Below are 24,267 nucleotides of genomic sequence, written 5' to 3' on the forward strand. Positions count from 1 at the left end.
CGGCCGACCGCCGTCGCCCTTCTGATGGCCGCCCGGAGCGGGCGGGGCGCGATGTCTCAGGAGCGCTTGCGAATCAATCCCACCACCGCCAGCACGATGATGGCGCCGACGATCGAGCCGAAGAATCCGGCGCCCTCGCCTGCCCGGTAGATACCGAGCGCTTGCCCACCATAGGTGGCGACCAGCGCGCCGACGATACCCAGAGCGATGGTCAGCAGCCAGCCCATGCTGTCGTCGCCGGGCTTGATGGCGCGGGCCACAAGGCCGACGACCAGGCCGATCAGGATCGTGTACAGGATGCCCATGTCTGTTTTCCTTTCTGATGCGCGTCATTTGCGCCGGCGCATTGTCTGGGCCCGGCTCCGCCGCCGGCTTGATCCAGAATCAAGAACCGGCGCCGCCCTGCTAAAATGCGCGTTTTGCTTTTCAACCGAGCCCATTCATGTCCGCGCAGCACATTCCGGAGAAATTCGAACCCACCGCCGTCGAAAAAGCGGCGCAGGCGTTCTGGGAATCCACCCAGGCATTCAAGGTGAGCGAAGACCCTTCGCGCCCCAAGTACTACTGCCTGTCGATGTTCCCCTACCCCTCCGGCAAGCTGCACATGGGCCACGTGCGCAACTACACCATAGGCGACGTGCTGACCCGCTTCCACAAGATGCGCGGTTTCAATGTGCTGCAACCGATGGGCTGGGACGCCTTCGGCCTGCCGGCCGAGAATGCCGCGATCCAGAACAGCGTGCCGCCGGCCAAGTGGACGCGCGACAACATCGCCTACATGAAAAAACAGCTTCAGTCGCTGGGTTTTGCCATCGACTGGAGCCGTGAAGTCGCCACCTGCGACGCCGATTACTACAAATGGAACCAATGGCTCTTCCTGCGCATGCTCGAAAAGGGTATCGCCTACAAGAAGACCCAGGTCGTGAACTGGGACCCGGTCGACCAGACCGTGCTGGCCAACGAGCAGGTCATCGACGGTCGCGGCTGGCGTACTGGCGCGGTGGTCGAAAAGCGCGAAATCCCGGGCTACTACCTCGCCATTACCGACTACGCTGAAGAACTGCTGGGCGACCTCGACACACTCGACGACTGGCCCGAGCGCGTACGCCTGATGCAGGCCAACTGGATCGGCAAGAGCACCGGCGTGCGCTTTGCCTTCCCGCACGACATCCGCGACGCATCCGGCGCACTCATCGGCGACGGCAAGCTGTGGGTGTTCACCACGCGCGCCGACACCATCATGGGCGTGACGTTCTGTGCCGTGGCTGCCGAGCACCCGCTGGCCACGCTGGCCGCGCAGAACAACCCGGAACTGGCCGCCTTCATCGAAAAATGCAAGCACGGCTCGGTCATGGAAGCCGACATGGCGACCATGGAGAAGGAAGGCCTGCCCACCGGCCTGACCGTGCGCCACCCGCTGACGGGCAAGCCGGTCGACGTGTGGGTCGGCAACTACGTGCTGATGAGCTACGGCGACGGCGCTGTGATGGCCGTGCCGGGTCATGACGAACGCGATTTCCACTTCGCGCAGAAATATTCGCTGCCCATCGAGCAGGTCATCAGCGAAAAGGACGCCGAAGGCCGCGACAAGCCGTTCTCCACGGATGCGTGGCAAGAGTGGTATGGCACCAAGGATGGCTACTGCGTCAATTCCGGCAAGTACGATGGACTCGGCTACACCGCCGCTGTCGACGCCGTGGCGGCCGACCTCAAGGCGGCACAGGCCGGCGACAAGAAGGTGCAATGGCGCCTGCGCGACTGGGGCATTTCGCGCCAGCGCTACTGGGGCTGCCCGATTCCCATCATTCATTGCGACGATTGCGGTTCGGTCCCGGTGCCGGACAGCCAGTTGCCGGTCGTGCTGCCCGAAGACTGCGTGCCGGACGGCTCAGGCAATCCGCTGAACAAGCGTGAGGACTTCCTCCACGTCGACTGCCCGCAATGCGGCAAGGCTGCGCGACGCGAGACCGACACCATGGACACCTTCGTGGATTCGTCCTGGTATTACGCGCGCTTCACCTGCCCGAACAACGATCAGGCCATGGTCGACGCCCGCGCGGATTACTGGATGCCGGTCGACCAGTACATCGGCGGTATCGAACACGCCATCCTGCACCTGCTGTATTCGCGCTTCTGGAGCAAGGTGATGGGCGACCTCGGACTGGTGAAATACCGCGAACCGTTCAAGCGGCTCCTCACGCAGGGCATGGTGCTCAACCACCTGTTCTCGCGCCGCAGCGACAAGACCGGCATCGAGTGGTTTGCGCCGGAAGAAGTCGAGTTGCAGCACGACGCCTCGGGCCGCGTCACGGGCGCCACCGCACTGCGCGACGGCCAGCCGGTCGACTACGGCGGCTTCGGCACGATGAGCAAGAGCAAGCGCAACGGCGTCGATCCGCAGTCGATGATCGAAACCTACGGGGCCGATACGGCGCGCTTCTTCATGATGTTCGCGTCGCCGCCGGAGCAGACGCTGGAATGGTCCGACGCGGGCATCGAAGGCGCACACCGTTTCCTCAAGCGCGTGTGGAACTTCGGCCATGTCGTGTCGACCGTGGTGCGTCCGCAGTTGCCGGCGCAGGCGACCCTGGGCTCCGCCAAGCTGCCGGACGATCTGGCCGCGCTGCGCCGCGAAGTGCACCTGTTGCTGCGCCAGGCCAACTATGACCTCGGCAAGCAGCAGTTCAACACGGTGGCATCTGCCACCATGAAAATGCTCAACGCCCTGGAAAAGGGGCCCCGCGACTCGTCCATCGCCGCCGAGGTGATCGTCGAGTGCTTCGGTATTCTGCTGCGCGTGCTCTCGCCGATCACGCCGCACGTTACGCACTACCTTTGGGACGCGCTCGGCTACAGCAAGGACATCCTCGCCGCCGAGTGGCCGGAACCGCTGGAGGCCGCGCTCGCCCAGGACGAAATCGAACTGGTGCTGCAGATTTCAGGCAAGACGCGGGGCGCGGTGAAGGTGCCGGCGCAGGCCGACCGCGCCGCCATCGAGGCCGCCGCGGTCGCCTCGGAAGCCGCGCAGAAATTCATGGAAGGCAAGCCGGCGAAGAAGGTCATCGTCGTGCCGGGCCGTCTGGTCAATATCGTCGTCTGACGTGGCATGCGCTCGGCTCCGGCCGAGCCCGTGCTTTCCCTAACGTGACGCTGCACTTTCGCCAGGACTGGCAAGGAATACGATGAATCGATCCGCCTCTTTGATTGCGCCGCGCACGTGGCGCATGGTCGCTGCCGCGTTGCTTGCGCTCACGCTGGCTGCATGCGGGTTCCAGTTGCGTGGCCCCCGCCCGATGCCGTTCTCCAGCATTTATCTGGCGATGAGCCCGTACTCGGAACTGGCCGTCGACATCAAGCGCCAACTACGTGCGAACGGTGGCGTGGTGATCGCCGAGAGCCCCGACCAGGCGCAGGTGCAACTGGTGGTCGCCAATGACAGCCGCGAAAAGGCGATCCTCTCGCTGAAGTCGGACGGCACGGTGCGCGAATATCAGTTGCGCCAGCACTTTGCCTTCCGCCTGCTCGATAGCAAGGGGATGGAATTGGTGCCGTACAACGACATCTACGTGTTCCGCGACATCACCTTCAACGATTCGCAGACGCTGGCGAAGGAACAGGAAGAAGCCCAGCTCTATCGCGACATGGAGCACGACGTGGTGCAGCAACTAATCCGTCGCCTGTCCGTGGCCAGGATTCCGGCGGCCGATCAGTCCGCGCCGGTCGTCGAGCAACCCGCCCCCGCCGGACGCTGATCGCAGCCCCATGCGCCTGGACCAGCTCGCCTCGCATCTGGAACGACAGCTCGCCCCGCTGTACGTGCTGCACGGCGACGAGCCCCTGCTCGTCATCGAAGCGGGCGATGCGATCCGGGCAGCCGCTCGCCAGCGCGGCGTAACGGAGCGCGAGGTACTCGTCGTCACGCAAGGCTTCAAGTGGGATCAGCTCGGGCTCGCCTCGGGAAACATGTCGCTGTTCGGCGAAGCCAAGCTGGTCGACCTGCGCATCCCCACCGGCAAGCCGGGGCGAGATGGCGGCGACGCGTTGGTGCGTTACGCCAAAGATCTCGACCCTTCCGGCGCGGTCATCACGCTCGTCACGCTGCCGCAGATGGATTGGGCGGCGCGCAAGACCTCGTGGTTCGTCGCCTTGTCCGAAGCCGGTGAGGCCATCGAGTGCAACGCGCCGCAACTGGCAGAGCTGCCGCAGTGGATCGCCGGCCGGCTGTCGGCACAAAGACAGACCGCGCCCCGCGATGCGCTGCAATTCATCGCCGACCACGTGGAAGGCAATCTGCTGGCAGCGCACCAGGAAATCCAGAAGCTCGCCCTGCTCTACCCGGAAGGCGCGCTCACGCTCGAGCAAGTCAGCGACGCGGTGTTGCACGTGGCGCGCTACGACACGGAGAAACTGCGCACCGCCCTGCTGGAAGGCGACGCCGCGCGCTGTGCGCGCCTGCTTGACGGACTCAAGGGAGAGGGTGCGGCAACCCCGCTGGTGCTGTGGGCGATGGCCAACGAAATCCGCACGCTCGCCAACGTGCGCGCGGCGCTGGATACAGGATCGTCGCCCGACGCGGCCTTGCGTGCCGAACGGGTATTCGGCCCGCGACAGGCGCTGGTGCGCCGCGCGGCCCAACGCCTGCGAGGTGCAGCCCTGCGGGCGGCCCTGATGCACGCAGCCCGCATCGACCGCATGGTCAAAGGACTGGTCACCGGCGACGTGTGGGACGAGTTCCTGCAGTTGGCCTTGCGCGTTCGCGCCTGACCCGCTGGCGCCTCACTCGCTGCACGCCGCCAACGCGGCAACATCCCCCGCTGCAATCACTTGGAGGTGCCGGGTGATTCTGTCGATCGGCCAATCCCACCACGCCAGTGCTTCGAGCATGGCTATGTCATCCGGCGAGAAACGATACCGAATGACGTCGGCCGGATTGCCGCCGACGATGGCGTAGGCCGGCACGTCTTTGGTCACAACAGCGCCAGCGGACACGATGGCACCATTGCCGATTTTCACACCCGGCATGATGAGAGCGTCATAGCCGATCCAGACATCGTTGCCGACGAGGGTGTCCCCTTTGTACGGCAGATCGGAAGGCGCAGGCATCACCTTCTCCCACCCATTGCCGAAAATCTGGAAGGGATAGGTCGATACGCCCGACATCCGGTGATTCGCGCCGTTCATGATGAAGCGGACGCCACGCGCCAACGCGCAGAACTTTCCGATCACGAGCCGGTCGCCAATGAAGGGGAAGTGATAGAGGACGTTGCGCTCGAAGTTCTCCGCGCCGTCCGGATCATCGTAGTAGGTGTAGTCACCCACCACGATGTTCGGATTGCGTACGGTGTTCTTGATGAAGCAGACCTGGGGGAAGCCTGCCATCGGATGCGGATTGCGAGGATCGGGGCCGTTCATCGCCGGATTCGACGCCGTTGCGCGTGGCCTTACTGCGGTGCCGGCGCGCGCTCGATGCCGGTGATCTTCGCCCCGGGCTTGATGTTCTTGCTCTTGAACCAGCCCGCGTTCATTTCCAGCGCGTAGCGGGCCGGATCGAGGGCGCAATGGGAATCCTCGGTCTGCGGTGCCATCTCTTCGATGTTGATGATCACGCCCTTGGCATCGATGAACGCCACCGAAAGCGGCAACAGCGTGTTCTTCATCCACATGCAGTGGCGCTGATCGGCCGGAAAGACAAACAACATGCCTGCCGCCGGCGGCATGGTCTTGCGATACATGAGCCCCTGCATGCGCGACGGGTTGTCGGCCGCGACTTCTGCATCGATGCGGAACATGCCGATCGACAGGTCCATGCGAGGCATCGATTGCGCCAGACTGGCACCGGCGGCCAGCAGAAATGCGCCGGCAACGAACATTGAACGGATCATCCACGACTCCATGTAATCAAAATCGCCGGCTCGACACCGACGGTCTCTGTCTGTAACGGTCCAAGGTGGTGCAGGTTGACGGCCATCGCCGCGTTACGCACCAGCGTCGCGCCACTGCCCCGGCGAAAGATTACCGAGTTCCCACGCACCGATCGACACGCGGATCAACCGCAAGGTAGGCAGGCCGACCTTGGCGGTCATTCGGCGCACCTGTCGATTGCGTCCCTCGCGCAGAACGATGCGCAACCATGCGGTCGGGATCGCCTTGCGCTCGCGGATGGGCGGATTGCGCGGCCACAGCCACGCAGGGTCGCCGGCCACGGTGGCCTCGCACGGCCGGGTCACGAAATCGCCGAGGTCCACGCCTCGTTGCAGTTGGGCAAGGGCGGCGTCCGACGGCACGCCCTCGACCTGCGCGAGATACACCTTGGGTTGTTTGTGTCGTGGATCTGCCAGGCGATGCTGCAAGGCGCCGTCGTCGGTGAGCAGCAGCAGCCCCTCGCTGTCGGCATCGAGCCGGCCTGCGGCGTAGACATCGGGGACATCGATGAAATCGGCCAGCGAGCGATGGCCTGCTTCGGGCGTGAACTGGCTCAGCACGCCGAAAGGTTTGTTGAAAAGTATGATCCGCGACATTCGCCGGACCTTACCAGAGACGGCCGGCCGGGCAAACCAGGGGCGGAGAGGAGCGAGGAAAGCCAAATGCTGCGTCCGCCCCCGGAGCGGACGCAGGCGGCTGGCCGTATGTGATACGACCCGCCGAGGAATATCAGCTGCTGCGCTGGATGTTCGAAGCCTGCTTGCCCTTGGGGCCTTGCAGCACGTCGAACGAGACCTTGTCCCCTTCCTTCAGGGTCTTGAAACCGCTCATATTGATGGCGGAGAAATGCGCGAACAGGTCTTCGCTACCGTCTTCCGGGGTAATGAAGCCGAAGCCCTTGGCATCGTTGAACCACTTAACAGTACCGTTTGGCATTGCAGGTTTCCTTCTATTCCTTTGGTTACATGAGTTGCTTTTTTTGTCCCGCGCAAGGCGGTCTCTCCGTGGGGCTGGCGGTGCGATTTTTCCCGATGAATCAGGTAGCTGCGCCACGCAAGCTGTCACAAGCGCGCTTTTACGCTAAACCAATGGAATACGTCAACGGTTCTAAAGGGCTTGTGTTGTAGGCGTCCGTCACCATATAGACAGAGAACCCCGCATCGACCTGTCAGGCAAGTTTGCCAAACGCCATTCGCACATCCGCGCGCGGCAGAGATGCCGTCCGGCGGACACATCGTCGCCACACGGGCCGACGTTGCGATGGGATGAAAGGGCAGAACGCGATTCAATGCAGAACACAACCGGCACACACGTTGCTAGGTGTCGGTGGGAGTGTCTTCGCGGGCGTCGGATGCGGCAGCCGAAACCCCACGGGAAACGTGGAATTAGCGCCACAGAAGACGCGAAATCTCGTCCTTGAAGTCTCGTTTGAAGCGATTAGAATGGGCCGCATGGCAACCCGCAGGCAACAGGATTCCGTGCTGGAAGCTGAGCGCACAAAGCTTCAGCCCCCTAAGCTCTATAAGGTAATCCTTCTCAATGATGACTACACCCCGATGGATTTCGTGGTGGTGGTTCTGCAACGATTCTTCTCGATGGACAGGGAACGCGCCACTCGCGTGATGCTCCAAGTTCATCAAGACGGAATGGGTATCTGCGGAGTGTTTCCGCGGGATATTGCCGCGACGAAAGTCGAACAGGTCAGCAGCTACGCACGTCAGCACCAGCACCCGCTGGCCTGTGTGATGGAGGAAGAGTAAATGATCGCGCAAGAACTTGAAGTCAGTCTGCACATGGCCTTCGTCGAGGCACGGCAGAAGCGGCATGAGTTCATTACTGTTGAACACCTGCTGCTTGCGCTGCTCGACAACCCCTCGGCGGCCGAAGTGCTGCGGGCCTGCGCGGTCAATATCGAGGAGTTGCGGCGCGAGCTGAACAATTTCATCGCAGAACATACCCCGACGGTGTCGGGCAGCGATGACATCGATACGCAGCCGACGCTGGGATTCCAGCGCGTGATCCAGCGCGCGATCCTGCACGTGCAGTCTTCGGGCAAGAAAGAAGTCACCGGCGCCAATGTGCTGGTGGCGATCTTCGGCGAGAAGGATTCGCACGCGGTCTACTTCCTGCAGCGCCAGGGCATCACGCGCCTGGACGTGGTGAACTTCATCGCCCACGGCATCACCAAGACGCCCCAGCAGCAGGCAGGCAACGCCAGCAAGCCGGCTTCCGATGCAGGTGATAACGAAGCATCCGATGGCGAGAACGCCACACCGGGCGGCGCACTGGAGAACTTCACCCAGAACCTGAACCAGCAGGCGTTGGTTGGAAAGATCGACCCGCTCATCGGCCGCGACAAGGAGCTGGAGCGCGTCATCCAGACGCTGTGCCGCCGTCGCAAGAACAATCCCCTGCTCGTCGGTGAGGCTGGCGTGGGCAAGACCGCCATCGCGGAAGGCCTGGCGCGCCGCATCGTGGAAGGCCGCGTGCCGGAGATCCTCGAAGGTGCGCAGGTGTATGCGCTCGACATGGGCGCGCTGCTGGCGGGCACCAAGTATCGCGGCGACTTCGAGCAACGACTCAAGGCAGTGCTCAAGCAACTGGTCGAAAACCAGAACGCGATCCTCTTCATCGATGAAATTCACACGCTGATCGGCGCGGGTGCCGCGTCGGGCGGGACGCTCGACGCCTCCAACCTGCTCAAGCCGGCGCTGTCGTCCGGCCAGCTCAAGTGCATCGGTGCGACAACGTACACCGAATTCCGCAATATCTTCGAGAAGGACCATGCCCTGTCCCGGCGCTTCCAGAAGATCGACGTGCACGAGCCGTCGGTGCCGGAGACGATCGAGATCCTCAAGGGCCTCAAGTCGCGTTTCGAAGAACACCACGGTGTGAAGTATTCGACCGCCGCGATCACCAGTGCGGCAGAACTCTCCGCACGCTATATCAACGATCGCCACCTGCCGGACAAGGCCATCGACGTGATCGACGAAGCCGGTGCGGCACAACGCATCCTGCCCAAGTCCAAGCAGAAGAAGACGATCGGCAAGGGCGAGATCGAGGAGATCGTCGCCAAGATCGCGCGTATTCCGCCGCGCAGCGTATCGACTGATGACCGCACCGCGCTGCAGAAGCTCGACCGCGACCTGAAGAACATGGTCTTCGGCCAGGATGCCGCCATCGATGCACTGGCCCGTGCGATCAAAATGTCGCGCTCGGGTCTTGGCAATCCGCAGAAGCCGATCGGCTCGTTCCTGTTCAGCGGCCCCACCGGCGTCGGCAAGACCGAAGTCGCCCGCCAGTTGGCCTACACGCTAGGCATCGAACTGGTGCGCTTCGACATGTCCGAGTACATGGAGCGCCACGCGGTCAGTCGTCTGATCGGCGCGCCGCCGGGATACGTCGGTTTCGACCAGGGAGGCCTGCTCACCGAAGCGGTGACGAAGAAGCCGCACTGCGTGCTGTTGCTCGACGAAATCGAAAAGGCGCACCCGGACATCTACAACATCCTGTTGCAGGTGATGGACCACGGCAAGCTGACCGACAACAACGGCCGGCAGGCGGATTTCCGCAACGTGATACTCATCATGACGACCAACGCCGGACAGGAAACGCTGACCAAGTCAACGATGGGTTTCACGGCCACCCGGCAGACCGGAGACGAAATGGGCGAAATCAAACGCCTGTTCACGCCGGAATTCCGCAATCGGCTGGATGCAGTCATTTCGTTCAAGGCGCTGGACCACGAGATCATCATGCGCGTGGTCGACAAGTTCCTGATCCAGCTCGAAGGCCAGCTCCAGGAGAAAAAGGTGGAGGTCGCCTTTACCGACAAGCTCAAGGACTGGCTGGCGTCCAAGGGCTTCGACCCGCTCATGGGAGCGCGGCCCATGGCGCGGCTCATCCAGGATACGATCCGCTCGGCGCTGGCCGACGAGTTGTTGTTCGGTCGCCTTGCCAACGGCGGACGCGTCACCATCGACGTGGACGAAGCCGGCGAGGTAAAGCTGGAGTTCGAAGACCAGTCGGCGGAAGCGATCGCCTGATCCGCTCCTTGCCGCGCGCAAGGCAAAGAAGGCCCTTCATTGAAGGGCCTTCTTTTTTTTGCCATTCTCGCTCGCTTCGCGCCCGCGACCTTACAGTCGCAGACGGCTGCGGCACTCGGCTTCAAGCTCTTCGGGCTGATCTGCATAGCGCAACGCGAGATACGCCCGCATGTTCAGCACCACGGGTAGCGCTCTCTTGAGTGCCGCCTGGACCCACGCAGCACTAAAGGTCTTCGGTGACGATGCGGGAAAGGCTTCTTCTTTCAGCTTGTCGTAACCCTCGTCGCACACTTTGGGTAACGGATAATTGCGCTTGGCGTCATCGAAATCGCTCGCCGCCAGTTCGTCAGTGCGACTCCATATCTGTTCGCCGTAAGCGCAGTATTTCGGGACGGCTTGCGGATTCGCCGCCTTCAACTGCAGCAGACTACTGTCGTGTTTGGTCACGCCCTGAGTCAACTTGCTTTCGTCTCCAAAGAGTTGCGCCTCCATCGTCTCCCGATATGCGGCTCGATACTGTCCGCAACTTTCCGGCAACAAGGCGTCGATCTCATCGGAGTAGCCGTCAAAGTTCTCTTGTAGTGTCATCAATTGCCCCGTCATCCAGCGGTTGCATTCCTTCTCGCTGTCGGTCGGTATGAATTTCAGCAACTGTGCGCGATACGCATCGCGAGACAGCTCTTTGGCCTTGAACGGTAGAGCGGTGGGCATACGCTCTTCGTACCATGCCGCTATGGTCGGTACGCTCAGCAAATCAACATAAGCCGAGCACGCAGGGGCAACTTCTTTGTGTTCGGTCGCGGATTGCGCGTGTGCAGTGGAAACAAAGCAACCCAGCATAAATGCGAGCCGCAGCGATACGGTATTGATAAACATCGGAGTCCTTTTTCACAACAGACGGCGCACACGCCAGAGGGCATGTCGCCGGCCCCCCATGGACCGCTCGCCCCACAAGCAGTTCTGCGCACGCGGTTCCAACGGAGCACACTTTTGACTTCACTGCGGCGAGCCGGAGAGGCCCGACGACGTGATCAGCGCGGTCTCTGTCAACAAGAGAACAATCAGACGCTGTTTTCCCTGCTCGGCCTGAGATTCCTGGACGTTGGTTTGCCGGAGAGCGGGCGGCCTTCCGAACATCACACGGCAACCGGTTCGATTTGTGCAAAGCGCAATTTCGTTTCACGTTGTGGGATGAAACCTGCATCCCTATGATTTTCAAGCATAAAACAAAATCGACTCATATATAAGACATAACACACAAGAGCCACAATCCCCCCTATACTGACCCAACCCGACCTGAGAGGAGAGTGGCCATGAACAGAGAGCAGCAAGCCGAAGCCCTGCGTCGTGACTGGGCAGAGAATCCCCGTTGGCGCAGCGTGCGTCGCGGTTATGAGGCAAGTGAAGTCGTCCGACTACGTGGATCGCTGCAGCCCGAAAACACGCTGGCCCGTCGTGGCGCGGAACGACTCTGGCAGTTGCTCCAGAACGAGCCCTTTGTCCCGGCACTCGGCGCGCTGACCGGCAACCAGGCCATGCAGCAGGTCAAGGCAGGCCTGAAGGCAATCTATCTGTCCGGCTGGCAGGTGGCGGGCGATGCCAATCTCGCTGGCGAGATGTATCCCGATCAGTCGCTCTACCCCGCCAACTCCGTGCCCTCCGTCGTCCGCCGCATCAACAACACCTTCGCGCGCGCCGACCAGATCCAGTGGGCCGAAGGCAAGGAGCCGACGGATGCCGATTACATCGACTACTTCGCCCCAATCGTGGCGGATGCGGAGGCCGGCTTTGGCGGTGTGCTCAACGCGTTCGAACTCATGAAATCGATGATCGATGCGGGTGCCGCCGGCGTGCACTTCGAAGATCAGCTCGCCTCGGTGAAGAAATGCGGCCACATGGGCGGCAAAGTGTTGGTCCCGACACGCGAGGCGGTCGCCAAACTGATCGCTGCACGACTGGCTGCCGATGTGCTGGGTGCTCCCACCTTGCTGGTGGCGCGCACCGATGCGGAAGCGGCGGATCTGCTGACGGCGGACGTCGACGACAATGACAAGCCCTTCTGCACCGGCGAACGCACGGCTGAAGGTTTCTATCGCACCCGCGCCGGCCTCGAACAAGCCGTTTCGCGCGGATTGGCCTACGCGCCTTTCGCCGACCTTGTCTGGTGCGAAACCGGCAAGCCGGACCTCGCCTACGCCCGCGCCTTTGCAGAGGCCATCCACCGCGAACACCCGGGCAAGATGCTGGCCTACAACTGTTCGCCTTCATTCAACTGGAAGAAAAATCTCGACGACGCAACCATCGCGCGCTTCCAAAAAGAACTCGGCGCCATGGGCTACAAGTTCCAGTTCATCACGCTCGCGGGCTTCCACAGCCTCAATTACGGCATGTTCGACCTGGCACACGGCTACGCCCGCCGCAACATGGCGGCATTCGTCGAATTGCAGCAGGCGGAATTCGCGGCGGCCGAGCGCGGCTTTACCGCAGTACGTCACCAACGCGAAGTGGGCACGGGGTACTTCGATGCCGTCACGCAGGTCATCGAAGGCGGGCAGTCGTCGACCACCGCGCTGCATGGTTCGACCGAGAACGAGCAATTTCTTGACCGGCATTAGGCGGGCCTGAAGCGGCGCTCGCCCCTTCGCGCGCGACATCTATAGTGAGTGGATGGGCGGGCGCCGGGCCACTCGTTGCAACCCCGCTGCAACAATCAGGGCGGCGCCTTGTCCCATCAGGACACACTGATCGGAGGTGCCGCCATGATGACAACCGAGGTCTTTCCCAGCCGCGTCGAGGTACGTGCGTTCGGGGAAATCACGCTCGCCGACTACAAGGTCTTCGAAGAACAAGCCAACTACCGCATCCGCTTCAACGGCGAGATCGACCTGCTGCTGGACTTCCGGGATGTGACAGGCGTCACCATCGATGCGTTGCTCGAGGAATTCCGCTTCAGCCGCGCACACAAGACCGATTTCGCGCGCGTCGCCGTCCTCACCAACGACAACCTCATGACCTGGGGCGCGTTTCTCTCGCAGGTCTACAGCAAGGCGGACATCCGCGTCTTCCAGGACGAGGAAAGCGCACGCGCCTGGCTTGGCGACCAGCCGACCGAGGCGCCAGAAGCCGGAACCCAACCCGCCGGCTGATCGATCGTCCGACCAACCGCCCGGGACAGGGTACGCACGCAGTACTTGCGCACCCGCCCGGGTGCCCCCCGGCCTTTACCGCTTGCCCAACGGCAATTGGCGCAAACGCGCGTCAAGCGCCTCCATCTGCGGACGCAGGCGCTGCGCTTCGGCGAGCGCACCGGCATCCCGCGTCTGCAGCCATCTGCCCAGCGCGCGCTGCAATTGCGCGCGCAATCGGATGTATTCCACGACCGTGTCACGCCACTCGGCGGCATCCACCGGCACATCGAGCCGCGCGATGACGTCCGCATGCCGTTGCAGCGAATCCGCCGCATCGAACAGGGCACGCGCCGCCGAGGGGTCGGCGGCGTCCGTCTGTTGTTGCGATACCAGTTTCGATGCGGCCGCATCCAGCGGATCGCGCGACATCGCATCGACAGCCCGGAACAGCGCTTCGCGCTTGGAATAGTCGCGCACGTCGGCCGATACGTTGGACCACAGCCACCAGCCCACCAACGCCAGCGCTGCCAACGCGAGCCAGGCACGCGGGCGTAGCCACGCGACAGACAGGCGAGAAGTCACTGGCAGAGCAAAACCCGCACCGGCGATGAGCCCGGCGAGCAGCCCTCCGCCGTGCGCCGCGTTGTCGATGCCCGGCACCGCCGCACCGGCAAACAACGAATAAGCAACAAAAGCCAGCATGCTGCCGCGCGTCTGCTGCAGCACGCTCACCGGCATCTGCCCCCTGCATACGAAGAGATACGCCAGCAATGCGCCGGCTACGCCGAATATGGCGCCCGAAGCGCCCACGCTCACCGTCAGCGGCCCCCACCAATTGCTGGACAGAGCCCCGACCACGCCCGTGACGAGGAATAACAACGCAAACGCCGCGCTGCCGAACAGGCGCTCGGCGATCTGGCCGATCTGCCACAGCGCCATCATGTTGAAGGCGATATGGATGGGATTGCCGTGCAGGAAAATCGAAGTGACCAGCCGCCACGGCTCGCCCGCGTGCACGAGCGGCGCAAAGTTGGCCCCCATGTCGCGCAGGACCGCGACAGGCATCGAGAACATCATGCCGGCGCGCAGGGTCTGCGCGGCATAGACCAGTACGCACAGCACCACGATCGCCGCAGTGGCCGGCGTGCGCGGCACGCGCGTATGAAGCGCCCGGAAGAAGTGGACTTCATCCACGATAGTGAACCTCCTGTACGCTCAGCCCCGCGAATGCTCGCGGCACGACCTAGTGGCTGATGAAGAACTTGAGCTGGAAGATGATGGCGCCATCGACGTAGGGCTTGACCGTCGGCACCACGTAGGACTGGATGGCGACCCACTTGCCGCGCCATTCGATCGTCGGCGCCAGCATCGGAATGATCGGCGACTGATGGTAGCCCGACATCAACCCGCCCGTGAGTCCGGCGCGAAATCCCGCGCCGAGATCGAACGGATAGTAGTTGCCCAGCAGATAGAAGCTTGCGCGCTTGATGCTGTTCTTATAGACGCCCGCTGCCCAGGTCCACTCGTCATTGATGTCGCGTTCGTATCCCAGTCCGTAGTTGGCCTCGTTCAGACCCAGATCGCGTTCGAAATGGTGAGAGCCGCCGCCGACGGAGATGAGTTCAGCAGCATGGGCCAGCGGGCTGCACGCGACAATGAGAACTGCGGCAGCGTAGCGCAGGAAAGAAAACATGGTGTCCTTGAATTGTTGTTATCCGGCCGTAAGACTGTCACTGCGCCGCAGCAGGATTTTGGCACAATGCGACGTGGAATTTATCACTCGAGGGCAGCGGACATGAAACGCGTGGTCTTCAACCAGAAGGGCGGCGTCGGCAAATCGACGATTGCCTGCAATCTCGCCGCCATTGCCGCTTCGCGCGGACTGCGTACGCTGCTGATCGATCTCGATCCGCAAGGGAATTCGACCCACTACCTGATGGGCGAAGCCGATGCGGAAGCGCCCACCATCGCTGGCTTCTTCGACCAGACGCTGACGCTGCGCTTCGACAGCCTGCCGCCGAGCGGCTTCGTACAGGCCACGCCCTTTGAGAATCTGTCGCTGATCGCTTCGTCGCCACGGCTCGAAGAACTGATGGGCAAGCTCGAATCGCGCTACAAGATCTTCAAACTGCGCGAAGCACTGGCCGATCTGTCCGAGGATTTCGACCGCATCTACGTCGACACGCCGCCGGCGCTGAATTTCTATACGCGTTCGGCGATGATTGCAGCCGACGCGTGCCTGATCCCTTTCGATTGCGACGATTTCTCGCGCCGCGCGCTCTATGCCCTGCTCGACAACGTCGAAGAAATCCGTGCCGACCACAATCCCGACCTGCGCGTCGAGGGCATCGTGGTCAATCAGTTCCAGCCGCGCGCCAGTCTGCCGCGCCAGATCGTCCAGGAACTGCTCGAGGAAGGCCTGCCGATCCTGCCGCACTACCTGTCCTCGTCGGTCCGCATCCGCGAGTCGCACCAGTTGGCGCGTCCGATGATCTATCTCGATGCACGCCACAAGCTCACGCAAGAATTCGTGGCCCTGCACGATGGGCTGGAAGCTGGCTGAACCTCCGTTCGCGGCCGCTATCGGCCACTCGCCGGAGGGGTCCTCTCCCGCTATAATTCACCCTTTTGCCTCAGGCATTTATGCTGGTTTATCGGGGCGTTCCGTCCGCGACTGACACACCGTGCGTGCTGACCATCGGCAATTTCGATGGCGTGCACCTGGGTCACAAGGCCCTGCTGGCGCAGCTCAAAAGCCGCGCGCGGGCGCTCGGCCTGCCGGCCAGCGTGCTCACGTTCGAGCCGCATCCGCGCGAATTCTTCGCGCCCGATGCGGCGCCCCCCCGGCTGACCAGCCTGCGGCGCAAGCTCGAATTGCTCGAAAACGAAGGCATCGACAACGTCTACGTACAGCGTTTTTCGAAGCGTTTTGCAGCACTGACCGCCGATGAATTCATCGACACGGTGCTGGTCCGCGGGCTGCGGGCGCGCCACCTGATCATCGGCGACGACTTCTGTTTCGGACGAGGCCGGCAGGGCAACTTTGAAACGCTCAAGGCGGCAGGCAGCCTGCGCGGCTTCCAGGTCGAGTCGATGCACACCGTCGAGCTCGAAGGCGAACGCGTATCCAGTTCGGCGGTACGCGCTGCCATGCAGGATGGCGACATGGATCACGCCAACCGCTTGCTGGGCGAGCCGTTCGACGTGATCGGGCGCGTCATGCACGGCGACGAGATCGGGCGGACGATCGGCTTTCCCACGGCCAACATCCAGCTCACGCAAAAGAGCATGCCGCTGTCGGGCATTTTCGCCGTAACGGTGGACGGCGGTCCGCTCAAAGGCGCGATGGGCGCTGCCAGCATTGGCGTGCGTCCCACCATCGGCGAGCGGCTGGCGCTGCGGCTGGAGGTGTACATACTGGACTTTGACGGTGATCTCTATCACCAGCGGCTGTCGGTGCGGTTTCTCAAGAAAATCCGCTCCGAGGCCAAATTCGCATCGCTGGCCGAACTGACCGCCGCGATCGAACAGGATTGCAGGGACGTGCGCAGCTTTTTCGCCGCGCGTCAGAACTGATTTGCAGGCCTACGCCGGGTGGCGCGGGCCGCGACTTGTAGCAGGACCACTAAACGACCATGGCTGAATATCGACAGACGCTGAACATGCCCGACACCCCGTTTCCGATGCGGGGTGATCTGCCCCGCCGCGAACCGGGCTGGGTCCAACAATGGCAACAGAAAAAGCTGTACGACAAGATTCGTACGGTCAGCGCCGGTCGCCCCAAGTTCATCCTGCATGACGGCCCTCCGTACGCCAACGGTAGCCTTCACCTGGGGCACGCCCTCAACAAGGTGCTCAAGGACATCATCGTTCGTTCCAAGACGCTGGCCGGCTTCGATGCGCCCTACGTGCCGGGTTGGGACTGCCACGGCCTGCCCATCGAACATAAGGTTGAAGTCACTCACGGAAAGAATCTGCCGGCCGACAAGGTGCGCGAACTGTGCCGCGCCTACGCCACTGAACAGGTCGCCATCCAGAAAGAAGGCTTCATCCGCCTTGGCGTGCTGGGCGACTGGGACAATCCGTACCTGACCATGGCGTTCGCCAATGAGGCCGGAGAAATCCGCGCGCTGGCGGAAATCGTCAAGGCCGGCTTTGTCTTCAAAGGCCTCAAGCCGGTCAACTGGTGCTTCGACTGTGGTTCCGCGCTGGCCGAGGCCGAAGTCGAATACGAAGACAAAAAGTCCGACGCCATCGACGTGGCCTTCCCGGTCGCCGATGCCGACAAGCTGGCTGCCGCTTTCGGTCTCGGCTCACTGCCCAAGCCTGCGTACGCGGTAATCTGGACCACCACGCCGTGGACGATCCCTGCCAACCAGGCGATCAACCTGCATCCGGAATTTGAGTACTCGCTCGTCGACGTCGGCGATAAGCTGCTGGTGCTGGCGGCCGAACTGGTCGAAGGCGTGCTCAAGCGTTACGAGGTCGAAGGCAAGGTCGTCGCCAAAACCAAGGGCGCCGCACTGGACGGCATCAACTTCCGCCATCCGTTCTATGACCGCCTGTCGCCGGTCTACCTGGCGGACTACGTCGGGCTGGATGCCGGCACGGGCCTGGTCCACTCCTCCCCCGCCTACGGCGCGGACGACTTCAACACCTGGCGGGCCTACGGTCGCGGTTTCGACGAAATCATCAACCCGGTCCAGGGCAACGGTGTTTACGTGCCAACGCTGGAGTTCTTTGGCGGCCAGATGATCTGGAAGGCGAATCCGCACATCGTCGAAAAACTGCGCGAAGTCGGCAGCCTGCTCAAGCACGAAGTCATCACGCACAGCTACATGCATTGCTGGCGCCACAAGACGCCGATCATCTATCGTGCCACCGCGCAATGGTTCATCGGCATGGACAAGCAACCGGTCAGTGGCGAGCCGCTGCGCGCACGTGCGCTCGAAGCGATCGAAGCCACCGCCTTCTACCCCGGTTGGGGCAAGCCGCGCCTGCACGCCATGATCGCCGGCCGGCCCGACTGGTGCATCTCGCGCCAGCGCAACTGGGGTGTGCCTATCCCGTTCTTCCTGCACAAGGAAACGGGCGAGCTGCATCCGCGCACTGTCGAGTTGATGGAACAAGTCGCACAGCGCGTTGAACAAGCCGGCATCGAAGCGTGGTTCAAGCTCGACGCAACCGAGTTGCTGGGCGCTGAAGCGAGCCAATACGACAAGATCAGCGACACGCTGGACGTGTGGTTCGACTCCGGCACCACGCACTGGCACGTGCTGCGCGGCTCGCATCCGGACGGCCATGTCGTCGGCCCGCGCGCGGACCTGTACCTCGAAGGCTCCGACCAGCATCGCGGCTGGTTCCACTCGTCGCTGCTCACGGGCGCGGCTATCGACGGCCACGCGCCTTACAAGGCGCTGCTCACCCATGGTTTCACGGTGGACGAGAAGGGCCGCAAGATGAGCAAGTCGCTCGGCAACACGATTCTGCCGGACGAAATCAACGACAAGCTGGGCGCCGAAATTCTGCGCCTGTGGGTCGCCAGCACCGATTACTCGGGCGAACTGGCCGCATCCAAGCAGATTCTCGACCGCGTGGTCGAGGTCTATCGCCGCCTGCGCAACACGCTGCGCTTCCTGCTCTCCAACACCGCCGACTTCGACATTGCCAAGCATGCGGTCCCGGTCGAGCAGTGGCTGGATATCGACCGCTACGCGCTGGCACTCACGCGCAAGCTCGCGGTGCAGTGCAAGGCCGACTACGACAGCTACGATTTCCATCGCATCGTGCAGGCGCTGCAGTTGTTCTGTTCGGATGACATGGGCAGCTTCTACCTCGACATCCTCAAGGACCGTCTGTACACCTCGGCACCCGACGCGCCGGCCCGACGCTCGGCACAGACCGCGCTGTGGCACATCACGCAGACGGTGGTGAAGCTGATGGCGCCGATCCTGTCCTTCACCGCCGAAGAAATCTGGCAGGTATTGAGTGGCAATGTCGATGACAGCGTCATGCTGCATACCTTCCACGTCCTGCCCTCGCCGGGTCAGAACGAAGAGGCCTTGCTGGAACGCTGGGGCCGCATTCGCGCCGTGCGCGGCGAGGTCGCCAAGGCTATCGAATCTGTGCGCACCGAAGGCAAGGTCGGCTCATCGCTGCAGGCGGAAGTCACCGTGCAGGCTACAGGCCAGACCTACGATGCGCTGGCCAGCCTGGGCGAGGATTTGAAGTTCGTCTTCATCACGTCCAAGGCGACGCTGGTGCAAGGGGACGAACGCATCGACGTACAGCCCTCTTCCGAGGAAAAGTGCGGACGCTGCTGGCACTATCGCGCCGATGTCGGCGCGCATGCCGAGCACCCAGAACTGTGCGGCCGTTGCGTGGCCAACCTTTACGGCGCGGGCGAAGTCCGCTCGCACGCCTGAGACCGATGTACCTGGATTGCGGCATTGCGAGCGTGCGCGACTGGGCGCCGGGCGACATTGCCGCACTACCGCAGTTGGCGAACAATCCGCGCATCGCGCGCAACATGCTGGTGCTGCCGTCGCCGTACCAGTTGCTGCACGCGGTGTCGTGGGTCGGCCAGTGCATGGATGGACGCCAGCGGACGGCATGGGCCATCGAGGTGGACGATGCCCTGGCGGGCGGAGTGAGCCTGATGTTGCGGGGCGAGCCAGAGGCCCACTCGGCGGGCATCGCGTACTGGCTCGGCGAGCCGTTCTGGGGCCGGGGCATCGCAACGGCAGTGGTTGGCGGCGTGTGCAACTACGCCTTCGACGAGTTGGGCCTGAAACGGCTGGACACCGCGGTGCTGGAATGGAATCCTGCCTCGATGCGGGTGCTCGAAAAATGCGGCTTCGCTCGCGAAGGCGTCCTGCGCCGGAGCGTCACCAAGGAAGGTCGGCTGGTCGACCGCATGATGTTCGCCAGACTGGCGGAAGATAACGACGACTGACATGAACAACCTCAACAAACGATTCGCCCTGTGGCTAGGTCTGGCCGGCGCCGTCGTTGTGATCGACCAGTTCACCAAATGGTTGATCCAGCAAAGGCTTGCCTACGGCGACGCCATCCGCGTGACGGATTTCTTCGACATTGTGTTCGTCTTCAACCGCGGCGCGGCATTCAGCTTTCTCGCCAACCATTCGGGCTGGCAGCGGTGGTTCTTCGTGATCCTGGCCGTGGTGATCTGCGGCTGGCTGCTTCAGTTGCTGTGGCGCCATCGCGGCGAAACCCTGCAGCCGCTGGCGTTCTCGCTGGTCATCGGCGGCGCCATCGGCAACGTCGTCGATCGGCTGGCGCATGGCGCCGTGGTCGATTTTCTGTATTTCCACGCGGGCAGCCTCGGCTGGCCGGCATTCAACGTGGCCGACTCGGCCATCTGCGTCGGCGTGGCGCTGATGGTGCTGGCGCAACTGCGCGAGGGTCAGGCCGCCAAAAGAACGAAAGCGAGCAGCACATGATCGGCCCCAACAGCCTCGTTACTCTGAACTTCCGCGTCATGCATCCGGAGTCGGGCGCGGTGTTCATCTCCACCTTCGAGTCGACCCCGGCCACCATGCAGATGGGCGCGGGCGAGCTGGCGCCGTCCATGGAAGCCCACCTGATCGGGCTGGCCCCCGGTGCCCACAGGACCTTTGACATGGCCGCCGGCGAGGCTTTCGGCCAGTACAACCCGCAGTTGGTCGAGCGCGTCAGACGCAGCGATGTGCCTCCCGAGTTGTACCTGGAAGAGCACACGGTGCTGTCGTTCCCGGCCCCCGACGGCAGCAGCTATCCCGGGCTGGTGCGCGAGCTGACCGATACCGAAGCCGTCATCGACTTTAACCATCCGCTCGCCGGGCGCGCGGTAAAGTTCGAAGTCCAGATCATCGGCGTCATTTGAACGCCGGAATGGAAGACCCAGCATGAACGAAGCCGAAATCATCCTTGCCAATCCGCGCGGCTTTTGCGCGGGCGTGGAGCGCGCCATCGAGATCGTCGAGCGCGCCATCCGGATTCATGGCGCGCCGATCTACGTGCGCCATGAGGTCGTGCACAACAAATTCGTGGTCGATGATCTGCGCAACAAGGGTGCGGTCTTCATTGAAGAACTCGACGAAGCCCCCGCGGGTGCCACGGTGATCTTCAGTGCTCACGGCGTGTCGCAGAACGTGCGGCGCGAAGCCGCCGAGCGCGGCCTGCGCGTATTCGACGCCACCTGCCCGTTGGTCACCAAGGTCCATGTCGAAGTGCAGAGAATGCGCGACGCCGGCCGCGAGATCATCATGATCGGTCACAAGGGCCACCCGGAAGTCGAAGGCACCATGGGCCAGTCCGAAGGCGGTATGTTCCTGGTCGAAACCGTCGACGATGTCGCAGCGCTCGTTGTGAATGATCCGGACAAGCTGGCGTACGTCACGCAAACGACGCTGTCGGTCGACGATGCGCAGACGGTGGTCGACGCGCTGCGCACGCGCTTCCCGAACATCCTGGGGCCAAAGAAAGACGACATCTGCTACGCGACCCAGAACCGCCAGGACGCCATCAAGTTCATGACACCGCAGGTCGATGTGGTGATCGTGGTAGGTTCGCGCAACAGTTCCAACTCGAACCGCCTGCGCGAAGTCGCCGCGATTCGTGGCGTGCCGGCATATCTGGTCGACAATGCCAGCGGGATCGATCCGGCATGGATCGAAGACAAGCGCCGCTTCGGCGTCAGCGCTGGCGCGTCGGCGCCCGAAGTGCTGGTCAACGAAGTCATCGAACGACTCAAGGAACTGGGCGCCAAGAACGTGCGTACCCTTGAGGGCGTCACCGAAAACGTGACTTTCCCGATTCCGAAAGAACTGCAGGTGGCACCGTGAGCGATACGCAAGACACCGCCCTGCTCCGCCTGGCCGAACTGCGCCGGGGCATCGACGTGCTCGACGCACAACTGATCGGCATTCTCGGCCAGCGGTTCGGCCTGACCGCAGAAGTCGGCAAGCTCAAGAAAGAGCATTCCCTGCCGCCGCAAGATCCTGCGCGCGAAGCCCAGCAGATGGCACGCATCGCCGAACTGGCAACCGGCGCGGGCCTCGACCCGGCGCTTGCCCAGCGCGTATTCCGCGCGATCATCGATACCGTGGTACAGAACCACAAGCAGGTGTAGGCGTCGCTGTCCTGCTCAGACCATGAAAAAGCCGCCCTGGGGCGGCTTTCTTTTGGCCGAAAAAATCATCAGGCGGCTATGCCATTTGCGTTGCGCCGCAGGTATTGGAGCAACGGCAGCAGCATCGCCTCGCCCATCCGCATGCTGCGCGCGCCGTTCCAGCCGTATCGGGCATCGGGTGCGTTGGCGTTGTCCTTGAATGGCATTTCGAGCGTCAGGCCGACGCAGTTGAATGTATGGGCCACCCATTTCGAGGCAAGCGTCAGCAGTTCGCTGTCGAAACGGTTGTCCGTGTAGCCATGTTCAAGCTGGAAGTCGGGCGCGGAGAGCAGCAGGTCTTCGAGGAAGGCATGCTGGATCGCTAGATTGCGTTCGCCATAGCCGGGCACCATGTGGCTGCCGTCGATGAAGACATAAGGCAGCGTTTCGTCGCCGTGGATGTCGAGGAAGAAGTCCACGCCGCTGGCCCGCATCGCGCGCTGAACGGCGAGCACTTCCGGGCTGCGGTCGGGCGACGGGTCGCCCCACTCGCGATTGAGGTTGGCGCCAGCGGCGTTGGCGCGCAGATTACCGTTGAAGGCGCCGTCCGGATTCACGTTCGGCACGACGTACAGGCAAGCGCGTTCGCGGATCTCGCGCGCCACGCCGTCGAACGGATCAAGCAGGCGCGCGAGAAAGCCCTCAACTAACCATTCGGCCATCGATTCGCCCGGGTGCTGTCTGGCGATCATCCAGACATTCTTGCGGCCAAATGCCGGCTCGCCGACGCGAACGAGGTCGATGTCACGCCCTTCCACGCTGCTGCCCAGGCGCTCGATGCGGGCAAAGAGCGACGCAGCGCAACGTCCGATGAAGTCCTGGTGGCGTTCGTGTGAATAAGGTTGGAAATACGCCAGCCAGACGGTGTCGCGCTCGGGCGTGAAGTCGATCATCAGGCGCTGGCCGTCGTAGCGCGTGGCGGCGATGCGAAACCAATCGGAGCGATCGTAGCTTGCTGCGCACTGATAGCCATACCAGCCGTCGGCATAGCTGCAATCGCCCGCGTTATCGATCGAAATCCGCAACGGTCGGCCGGCCACGCCGCTGATGCGGAAGTGGAACCACTGGGAGAAATCGCTGTTGGTGTCGCGGCGGATGGCAAGGTGGATATCCGAGGCGCTATGCGCCGAAATGACTTCGATGTTGCCGCTGTCGAACTGGCTGCTGATCTCCACACCGCTCTCCTTATGCTTCCTTGCGTCGGAACACCCAGGTCGCATCGTCCGATGCGTCGGGGGCAAAGGCGTAGCCTTCAACGTCGAAGCGCTTGAGCGCTTCCGCGTCATCGATGCGATTGACAATGGCATAGCGCGCCATCAGACCCCGCGCACGCTTCGCATAGAAACTGATGATTTTGTACTTGCCGGCCTTCCAGTCTTCGAATACGGGATGCACGATCCGTGCTCTGAGAACCTTCGGCCGCACGGATTTGAAGTACTCGTCGGACGCGAGGTTGACCAGTACTGGCTCGGGCTTGCCCTTGCCTGCCTTGAGTTCAGCATTGAGCGCTTCGCTGATGCGGTCGCCCCAGAATGCATAGAGATCCTTGCCGGCGGGGTTCGCCAGGCGCGTGCCCATTTCCAGACGATAGGCGCGCATCAGGTCGAGGGGACGCAGCACGCCATACAGCCCGGACAGAATGCGCAGATGTTTCTGTGCGAAGGCCAGGTCCTCGGCCGACATGCCCGGCGCATCGAGCCCGCCGTAGACGTCGCCATCGAACGCGAGCGCGGCCTGCTTGGCATTCCTGGCGGTGAATGGACGCGACCATTCCGCAAAGCGGGCGACGTTCAGATGCGCCAGTGTGTCGCTGATCCCCATGAGTTCGGAGAGCTGTTGGGGCGAGTAGTCGCGCAGTACGCCGATGAGCGATTCAGCCGCGTCGAGAAACTGCGGCTGCGTGTGGGTCTTGGTGGTGGGCGGCGTTTCGAAATCGAGCGACTTCGCCGGAGAAATGACCATCAGCATGAGAAAATCCCGTAAAACACTCCCGGCCAAT

25 protein-coding genes are annotated in these 24,267 nt (G+C 62.7%); 15 read left to right on the plus strand and 10 right to left on the minus strand.

Translation table 11 applies throughout. The features are described 5' to 3' along the window. Positions 1–56 precede the first annotated feature (56 nt). Entirely contained in the window at positions 57–305 is a 249-nt protein-coding gene (locus ACDA63_RS12580) for a GlsB/YeaQ/YmgE family stress response membrane protein (protein ID WP_373663603.1), read from the minus strand. Between the two features lie 152 nt (positions 306–457). Here ACDA63_RS12580 and leuS point away from each other — a divergent pair, with 152 nt between their 5' ends. From leuS to holA, 3 genes are all read left to right on the plus strand, one after another. Further along, entirely contained in the window at positions 458–3,100 is a 2,643-nt protein-coding gene (gene leuS / locus ACDA63_RS12585) for a leucine--tRNA ligase (protein ID WP_373663682.1), read from the plus strand. 82 nt (positions 3,101–3,182) lie between these two features. Further along, positions 3,183–3,752, plus strand: coding sequence for an LPS assembly lipoprotein LptE (gene lptE, locus ACDA63_RS12590; protein WP_373663604.1), 570 nt, complete (start codon positions 3,183–3,185; stop codon positions 3,750–3,752). Between the two features lie 10 nt (positions 3,753–3,762). Next, on the plus strand, positions 3,763–4,764 hold the full coding sequence (gene holA, locus ACDA63_RS12595; RefSeq protein WP_373663605.1) for a DNA polymerase III subunit delta: 1,002 nt from the start codon (positions 3,763–3,765) through the stop codon (positions 4,762–4,764). Positions 4,765–4,776: 12 nt separating this feature from the next. On the opposite strand, the gene ACDA63_RS12600 is transcribed toward holA, so the two are convergent. The 4 genes from ACDA63_RS12600 to ACDA63_RS12615 form a co-directional block, all read right to left on the minus strand. After that, positions 4,777–5,412, minus strand: coding sequence for a Vat family streptogramin A O-acetyltransferase (locus tag ACDA63_RS12600; RefSeq protein ID WP_373663606.1), 636 nt, complete (start codon positions 5,410–5,412; stop codon positions 4,777–4,779). 29 nt (positions 5,413–5,441) lie between these two features. After that, the gene (locus tag ACDA63_RS12605; RefSeq protein WP_373663607.1) at positions 5,442–5,882 is read right to left on the minus strand and encodes a DUF192 domain-containing protein; all 441 of its coding nucleotides are present in this window, start codon (positions 5,880–5,882) and stop codon (positions 5,442–5,444) included. 93 nt (positions 5,883–5,975) lie between these two features. Beyond that, positions 5,976–6,518, minus strand: a complete 543-nt coding sequence (locus ACDA63_RS12610; RefSeq protein WP_373663608.1) for an rRNA large subunit pseudouridine synthase E — start codon at positions 6,516–6,518, stop codon at positions 5,976–5,978. A gap of 133 nt (positions 6,519–6,651) precedes the next feature. Further along, a complete protein-coding gene (locus ACDA63_RS12615; RefSeq protein ID WP_373663609.1) occupies positions 6,652–6,858 on the minus strand; it encodes a cold-shock protein in 207 nt (68 codons plus the stop codon). A 515-nt stretch (positions 6,859–7,373) separates the two neighbouring features. Between ACDA63_RS12615 and clpS the strand changes: the two genes are divergently transcribed. Next, positions 7,374–7,682, plus strand: a complete 309-nt coding sequence (gene clpS / locus ACDA63_RS12620; RefSeq protein WP_373663610.1) for an ATP-dependent Clp protease adapter ClpS — start codon at positions 7,374–7,376, stop codon at positions 7,680–7,682. After that, positions 7,683–9,968 (plus strand): ATP-dependent Clp protease ATP-binding subunit ClpA, encoded by a 2,286-nt coding sequence (gene clpA, locus ACDA63_RS12625; RefSeq protein ID WP_373663611.1) that lies wholly within the window; start codon positions 7,683–7,685, stop codon positions 9,966–9,968. It begins immediately after the preceding gene. Positions 9,969–10,058: 90 nt separating this feature from the next. Here the strand turns inward: clpA and ACDA63_RS12630 are convergent, their stop codons facing one another. Further along, the gene (locus tag ACDA63_RS12630; protein ID WP_373663612.1) at positions 10,059–10,844 is read right to left on the minus strand and encodes a hypothetical protein; all 786 of its coding nucleotides are present in this window, start codon (positions 10,842–10,844) and stop codon (positions 10,059–10,061) included. A 431-nt stretch (positions 10,845–11,275) separates the two neighbouring features. Here ACDA63_RS12630 and aceA point away from each other — a divergent pair, with 431 nt between their 5' ends. Then, a complete protein-coding gene (gene aceA, locus ACDA63_RS12635; RefSeq protein ID WP_373663613.1) occupies positions 11,276–12,583 on the plus strand; it encodes an isocitrate lyase in 1,308 nt (435 codons plus the stop codon). Between the two features lie 144 nt (positions 12,584–12,727). Further along, complete coding sequence (locus ACDA63_RS12640; protein WP_373663614.1) at positions 12,728–13,114, plus strand: STAS/SEC14 domain-containing protein; 387 nt, start codon at positions 12,728–12,730, stop codon at positions 13,112–13,114. Positions 13,115–13,189: 75 nt separating this feature from the next. Here ACDA63_RS12640 and ACDA63_RS12645 read toward each other — a convergent pair whose 3' ends face one another. Together ACDA63_RS12645 and ACDA63_RS12650 are read right to left on the minus strand one after the other, a co-directional pair. Beyond that, positions 13,190–14,290: a rhomboid family intramembrane serine protease gene (locus ACDA63_RS12645; protein ID WP_373663615.1), complete on the minus strand. Its 1,101-nt coding sequence runs from the start codon at positions 14,288–14,290 to the stop codon at positions 13,190–13,192. 49 nt (positions 14,291–14,339) lie between these two features. After that, a complete protein-coding gene (locus tag ACDA63_RS12650) occupies positions 14,340–14,789 on the minus strand; it encodes a hypothetical protein (RefSeq protein WP_373663616.1) in 450 nt (149 codons plus the stop codon). Positions 14,790–14,891: 102 nt separating this feature from the next. Between ACDA63_RS12650 and ACDA63_RS12655 the strand changes: the two genes are divergently transcribed. The 8 genes from ACDA63_RS12655 to ACDA63_RS12690 all read left to right on the plus strand — a co-directional run bounded on the left by ACDA63_RS12655 (position 14,892) and on the right by ACDA63_RS12690 (position 22,229). Next, positions 14,892–15,659: a ParA family protein gene (locus ACDA63_RS12655; protein ID WP_373663617.1), complete on the plus strand. Its 768-nt coding sequence runs from the start codon at positions 14,892–14,894 to the stop codon at positions 15,657–15,659. Between the two features lie 80 nt (positions 15,660–15,739). Then, positions 15,740–16,672: a bifunctional riboflavin kinase/FAD synthetase gene (locus tag ACDA63_RS12660; protein ID WP_373663618.1), complete on the plus strand. Its 933-nt coding sequence runs from the start codon at positions 15,740–15,742 to the stop codon at positions 16,670–16,672. 59 nt (positions 16,673–16,731) lie between these two features. Continuing rightward, the gene (gene ileS, locus ACDA63_RS12665) at positions 16,732–19,521 is read left to right on the plus strand and encodes an isoleucine--tRNA ligase (RefSeq protein WP_373663619.1); all 2,790 of its coding nucleotides are present in this window, start codon (positions 16,732–16,734) and stop codon (positions 19,519–19,521) included. A gap of 5 nt (positions 19,522–19,526) precedes the next feature. Beyond that, complete coding sequence (locus ACDA63_RS12670) at positions 19,527–20,051, plus strand: GNAT family N-acetyltransferase (RefSeq protein ID WP_373663620.1); 525 nt, start codon at positions 19,527–19,529, stop codon at positions 20,049–20,051. Position 20,052: 1 nt separating this feature from the next. Continuing rightward, on the plus strand, positions 20,053–20,559 hold the full coding sequence (gene lspA / locus ACDA63_RS12675) for a signal peptidase II (RefSeq protein WP_373663621.1): 507 nt from the start codon (positions 20,053–20,055) through the stop codon (positions 20,557–20,559). Beyond that, positions 20,556–20,981 carry a peptidylprolyl isomerase gene (locus tag ACDA63_RS12680; RefSeq protein ID WP_373663622.1) on the plus strand — a complete coding sequence of 142 codons (426 nt, stop codon included), beginning with the start codon at positions 20,556–20,558 and terminating at the stop codon, positions 20,979–20,981. Before lspA ends, ACDA63_RS12680 begins: the two co-directional genes overlap by 4 nt. Before the next feature lie 22 nt (positions 20,982–21,003). Beyond that, on the plus strand, positions 21,004–21,942 hold the full coding sequence (ispH, locus tag ACDA63_RS12685) for a 4-hydroxy-3-methylbut-2-enyl diphosphate reductase (protein ID WP_373663623.1): 939 nt from the start codon (positions 21,004–21,006) through the stop codon (positions 21,940–21,942). Next, complete coding sequence (locus tag ACDA63_RS12690; protein WP_373663624.1) at positions 21,939–22,229, plus strand: chorismate mutase; 291 nt, start codon at positions 21,939–21,941, stop codon at positions 22,227–22,229. The genes ispH and ACDA63_RS12690 overlap by 4 nt, the downstream gene beginning before the upstream one ends. 68 nt (positions 22,230–22,297) lie before the next feature. Here ACDA63_RS12690 and ACDA63_RS12695 read toward each other — a convergent pair whose 3' ends face one another. Together ACDA63_RS12695 and yaaA are read right to left on the minus strand one after the other, a co-directional pair. Continuing rightward, entirely contained in the window at positions 22,298–23,443 is a 1,146-nt protein-coding gene (locus ACDA63_RS12695) for a M14-type cytosolic carboxypeptidase (RefSeq protein WP_373663625.1), read from the minus strand. 10 nt (positions 23,444–23,453) lie between these two features. After that, positions 23,454–24,236, minus strand: a complete 783-nt coding sequence (gene yaaA, locus ACDA63_RS12700; RefSeq protein WP_373663626.1) for a peroxide stress protein YaaA — start codon at positions 24,234–24,236, stop codon at positions 23,454–23,456. Between the last annotated feature and the right edge of the window lie 31 nt (positions 24,237–24,267).

This window comes from Uliginosibacterium sp. sgz301328, from assembly GCF_041807905.1.
Taxonomy (GTDB): domain Bacteria; phylum Pseudomonadota; class Gammaproteobacteria; order Burkholderiales; family Rhodocyclaceae; genus JBGVSA01.

Excerpts from the sequence above, each read along its gene's own strand:
- holA (WP_373663605.1), top strand. The coding sequence starts at position 3,763 with ATGCGCCTGGACCAGCTCGCCTCGCATCTGGAACGACAGCTCGCCCCG.
- clpS (WP_373663610.1), top strand. The coding sequence starts at position 7,374 with ATGGCAACCCGCAGGCAACAGGATTCCGTGCTGGAAGCTGAGCGCACA.
- ACDA63_RS12630 (WP_373663612.1), bottom strand. The coding sequence starts at position 10,844 with ATGTTTATCAATACCGTATCGCTGCGGCTCGCATTTATGCTGGGTTGC.
- yaaA (WP_373663626.1), bottom strand. The coding sequence starts at position 24,236 with ATGCTGATGGTCATTTCTCCGGCGAAGTCGCTCGATTTCGAAACGCCG.
- ACDA63_RS12610 (WP_373663608.1), bottom strand. The coding sequence starts at position 6,518 with ATGTCGCGGATCATACTTTTCAACAAACCTTTCGGCGTGCTGAGCCAG.
- ACDA63_RS12640 (WP_373663614.1), top strand. The coding sequence starts at position 12,728 with ATGATGACAACCGAGGTCTTTCCCAGCCGCGTCGAGGTACGTGCGTTC.
- lptE (WP_373663604.1), top strand. The coding sequence starts at position 3,183 with ATGAATCGATCCGCCTCTTTGATTGCGCCGCGCACGTGGCGCATGGTC.
- ACDA63_RS12615 (WP_373663609.1), bottom strand. The coding sequence starts at position 6,858 with ATGCCAAACGGTACTGTTAAGTGGTTCAACGATGCCAAGGGCTTCGGC.
- ileS (WP_373663619.1), top strand. The coding sequence starts at position 16,732 with ATGGCTGAATATCGACAGACGCTGAACATGCCCGACACCCCGTTTCCG.
- ACDA63_RS12600 (WP_373663606.1), bottom strand. The coding sequence starts at position 5,412 with ATGAACGGCCCCGATCCTCGCAATCCGCATCCGATGGCAGGCTTCCCC.
- ACDA63_RS12680 (WP_373663622.1), top strand. The coding sequence starts at position 20,556 with ATGATCGGCCCCAACAGCCTCGTTACTCTGAACTTCCGCGTCATGCAT.
- ACDA63_RS12655 (WP_373663617.1), top strand. The coding sequence starts at position 14,892 with ATGAAACGCGTGGTCTTCAACCAGAAGGGCGGCGTCGGCAAATCGACG.
- ACDA63_RS12670 (WP_373663620.1), top strand. The coding sequence starts at position 19,527 with ATGTACCTGGATTGCGGCATTGCGAGCGTGCGCGACTGGGCGCCGGGC.
- ACDA63_RS12660 (WP_373663618.1), top strand. The coding sequence starts at position 15,740 with ATGCTGGTTTATCGGGGCGTTCCGTCCGCGACTGACACACCGTGCGTG.
- clpA (WP_373663611.1), top strand. The coding sequence starts at position 7,683 with ATGATCGCGCAAGAACTTGAAGTCAGTCTGCACATGGCCTTCGTCGAG.
- ispH (WP_373663623.1), top strand. The coding sequence starts at position 21,004 with ATGAACGAAGCCGAAATCATCCTTGCCAATCCGCGCGGCTTTTGCGCG.
- ACDA63_RS12605 (WP_373663607.1), bottom strand. The coding sequence starts at position 5,882 with ATGATCCGTTCAATGTTCGTTGCCGGCGCATTTCTGCTGGCCGCCGGT.
- ACDA63_RS12580 (WP_373663603.1), bottom strand. The coding sequence starts at position 305 with ATGGGCATCCTGTACACGATCCTGATCGGCCTGGTCGTCGGCCTTGTG.
- ACDA63_RS12650 (WP_373663616.1), bottom strand. The coding sequence starts at position 14,789 with ATGTTTTCTTTCCTGCGCTACGCTGCCGCAGTTCTCATTGTCGCGTGC.
- lspA (WP_373663621.1), top strand. The coding sequence starts at position 20,053 with ATGAACAACCTCAACAAACGATTCGCCCTGTGGCTAGGTCTGGCCGGC.